General features: G+C 56.7%; 5 protein-coding genes. All 5 read right to left on the reverse strand.

The genetic code is table 11. The features are described 5' to 3' along the window. Positions 1-94: 94 nt before the first annotated feature. Positions 95-586 (reverse strand): 50S ribosomal protein L19, encoded by a 492-nt coding sequence (rplS, locus tag Q0288_RS07175; protein WP_299429166.1) that lies wholly within the window; start codon positions 584-586, stop codon positions 95-97. Between the two features lie 243 nt (positions 587-829). Further along, positions 830-1,540 carry a tRNA (guanosine(37)-N1)-methyltransferase TrmD gene (gene trmD / locus Q0288_RS07180; RefSeq protein ID WP_299429168.1) on the reverse strand — a complete coding sequence of 237 codons (711 nt, stop codon included), beginning with the start codon at positions 1,538-1,540 and terminating at the stop codon, positions 830-832. A 15-nt stretch (positions 1,541-1,555) separates the two neighbouring features. After that, the gene (rimM, locus tag Q0288_RS07185) at positions 1,556-2,044 is read right to left on the reverse strand and encodes a ribosome maturation factor RimM (RefSeq protein WP_299429170.1); all 489 of its coding nucleotides are present in this window, start codon (positions 2,042-2,044) and stop codon (positions 1,556-1,558) included. A 174-nt stretch (positions 2,045-2,218) separates the two neighbouring features. Further along, entirely contained in the window at positions 2,219-2,437 is a 219-nt protein-coding gene (locus tag Q0288_RS07190) for a KH domain-containing protein (protein ID WP_299429172.1), read from the reverse strand. Between the two features lie 157 nt (positions 2,438-2,594). Beyond that, entirely contained in the window at positions 2,595-2,834 is a 240-nt protein-coding gene (gene rpsP / locus Q0288_RS07195) for a 30S ribosomal protein S16 (RefSeq protein ID WP_299429174.1), read from the reverse strand. Positions 2,835-2,940: the final 106 nt, after the last annotated feature.

The raw sequence follows: 2,940 nt of genomic DNA on the forward strand, positions 1-2,940 counted from the left end.
GACCCGGAGGCTCTCTTTTTGAATCCGGGAGCACCCCCCTCCCGGATGGTCGGCGAAAAAAGCGTCTCCCTTTGGTCGGGTTCCGAATCTGGTATTATTCCTTGCGTTCGTCCACAGCCTCACCCGACTGCGCAGCACGCTCGTCCTCGGCGCGGGCGGCAGCATCGGCAGCTGCCCTGGCCTCAGCGGCCTCCCTGGCAGCCAGGGTACGGGCTTCCACATCCTCATTGAGGCGCTTGCGGTCGCCCCGGATACGAGCGGCCTTGCCACGCAGTTCGCGCAGATAGTAGAGTTTGGCCCGCCGCACCTTGCCCCGGCTTACCACCTGTACGCTATCAATGAGGGGGGAGTTGAAGGGAAAAACCCGCTCTACCCCTTCGTTGAAGGAAATTTTGCGCACCGTGAAAGCGCTGTTAAAGCCATTGCGCTTGACCTTGAGCACCACCCCTTCATAGGCCTGCACACGGGTACGGCTGCCTTCGACTACCTTGTAGTTGACCTTTACAGTATCGCCCGGTTTGAACTGGGGGATGTCGGTACGGGTGTACTTTTTTTCCACAACTTTAAGCAAAGCACCACGGTTCATGGCCTGACTCCTTACTCCAGCGGAACCTACTCATACGCCTTTTGCCAGCGGCAAACACTGCGGGTTCATGGATTTTTGCCCTGAAGCGTATCCGCAGTGCAGATACTCGGGACAGGTCAGCAAGTTGTGATTCTAGCAGCCGACGGAGGAGTTGTCAAAGCAAAAAAAGACTTTGAACGGGGCCACCGCAAAGTCGCCCTTTTACCAAAAACGGTAAGACTCCTGGGACTTGTCCACAACTGCTCAATCGTCCACTTCCAACCAGACCAGATCCTTGGCTGTTAACTCTGCTTTTTCCAGCAAGTCCGGGCGACGCTGCCGGGTGCGCCGCAGGGCTTGTTTGCGTCGCCACTCGGCAATTCTGGCGTGGTGGCCCGAGGTCAGGATTTCAGGCACTACCAGACCCCGGAACTCCGGGGGGCGGGTGTACTGGGGGTAGTCGAGCAGGCCGGTGGAAAAAGAGTCCTGCTGGTGGCTTTCTGCTTCCTTGATCACACCCGGAATCAGGCGGGCGGTGGCCTCGAGTATCACCAGTGCCCCTAGCTCACCCCCCATCAGGACATAATCGCCAATTGAGACTTCCCTGGTTACAAAGTGTTCCACCCGCGCATCGATCCCTTCATAACGCCCACAGACCAGTACCAGATGTGATCTGGTAGCCAGCTCTTCGGCCAACCTCTGGGTGAAGGGCTGCCCGGCAGGGGTCAGCAGGATTTTCTCATCGGCAGGGCCAGCGGCCTCGAGCGCCCGTACCACCACATCTACCCGCATCACCATACCCGCCCCACCCCCATACGGGGTGTCGTCTACCGTGTGGTGCTTGTTCTCGGCGTGGTCACGGATATCCCGGATGTCTACTTCAATCAAACCCTTCTCTATTGCCTTCTGGAGAATGGACTCGTGTATCCAGGGCTGAATCAGATCGGGAAATAGCGTCAGGATAGTGTATTTCATGGTAAGCCCGTGCTTCTACTCGAGCAAACCCGGTATCGCTGCGATATAAATGCCGTCGGGCTCGATCTTCACATAAGGCGCCTGGAAGGGCACCATATAGGTCTTGCTCTGGGCCCGCAACGAGTTGCCTCTGGCCTTGATGATCAGCAGGTCTTGCACGCCGTCCTCCACGCCTACCACTTCACCAAACGGCTCGCCGTCCACAAAAACGGGCCGGCCTATCAATTCAAAGTAATAGTATTCCCCTTCCTCCAGTACAGGCAGGTCGTCCTGGTCGGCATACACCCGCAACCCGGCCAGTCGCTCGGCCTCCTGGCGGTTTTGCACACTGGACAAATACAGCACAATCTCGTTATTCTGCTGCTCAATCTCTTCAATAACCCGGTAGCCCAGACCCTCCAGATACACCCTGTCGAGGTCGAATACCACCGTCTCGCCCCTAAATTTGAGGCCGCCGTCCATACCATAAGATTTTCCGATACGTCCAATTTCAATTCGTTTCATACCTGAGCTAAAAGGGGGCTCGAGCCTATATGCTGCGCCATCCTGAGTTTGATTACTGCAAAAGGCCCATCTGTCCATCCCCACGGCAGCCGGCGCAGTATCCCAGTCTATTCCGAGTCGGTTGCCGCAACGAACCTATGTGGGGTCGAAGGACACTGCATTCAAACATCCGCGTTACCTTACTTCCACACTCACCCGCCCCTTGGCGAACGAACGCACCACCGTGCGAATGCTCTCGATCACGCGGCCCTGCCGTCCGATGATGCGGCCCTTGTCTTCGGAATGGGTTTCCACGTAGTAAACCAGCCCATCGCGGCCCCGGCGTTCGTCTACCCGAATGGAGGACGGATGATCTACCACTGCCTTGGCAAGGTATTCCACGAGGTCTTTCATAGAGAATAGCTTATAGCGAATAGCCGATAGCTGATAGCCTGGATGGCATTGTTTCAAACTGGACGACCCCCCAGCGGCTGAGGGGTCGGTAGTTCAAGCCCCTGCATAACGGCAATGATCAGCCCCATGCATGCAGGTGGGTAGTAGGCCGCCGAATCTAAGCGCTGGCTTGTTTGATGAGCTTCTTTACAGTTTCGGTGGGCTGTGCTCCCACACCCAGCCAGTACTGTACGCGCTCCTGGTCGAGCTTGAGCCAGTCCCTGGTGGACTTGCGGGGGTCGTAGTACCCGATGCGCTCGATGTAGCCACCGTCGCGCTTGGCGCGGCTGTCCACCACCACGATGCGGTAGTGTGGGTTGGCTTTGGAACCGAAACGAGAGAGGCGAATCTTGGTCATGTTTTTCTCCTATTTTCCTTTGTCTACAGCGGTATTTGTTTTGTTGCAGGTCTTGCGCCAAGAGAGGTGCGACATACGACGTGCAACCTGAGACCTATCTTCTAAA

It is taken from the genome of uncultured Meiothermus sp., assembly GCF_937863175.1.
Taxonomy (GTDB): domain Bacteria; phylum Deinococcota; class Deinococci; order Deinococcales; family Thermaceae; genus Meiothermus.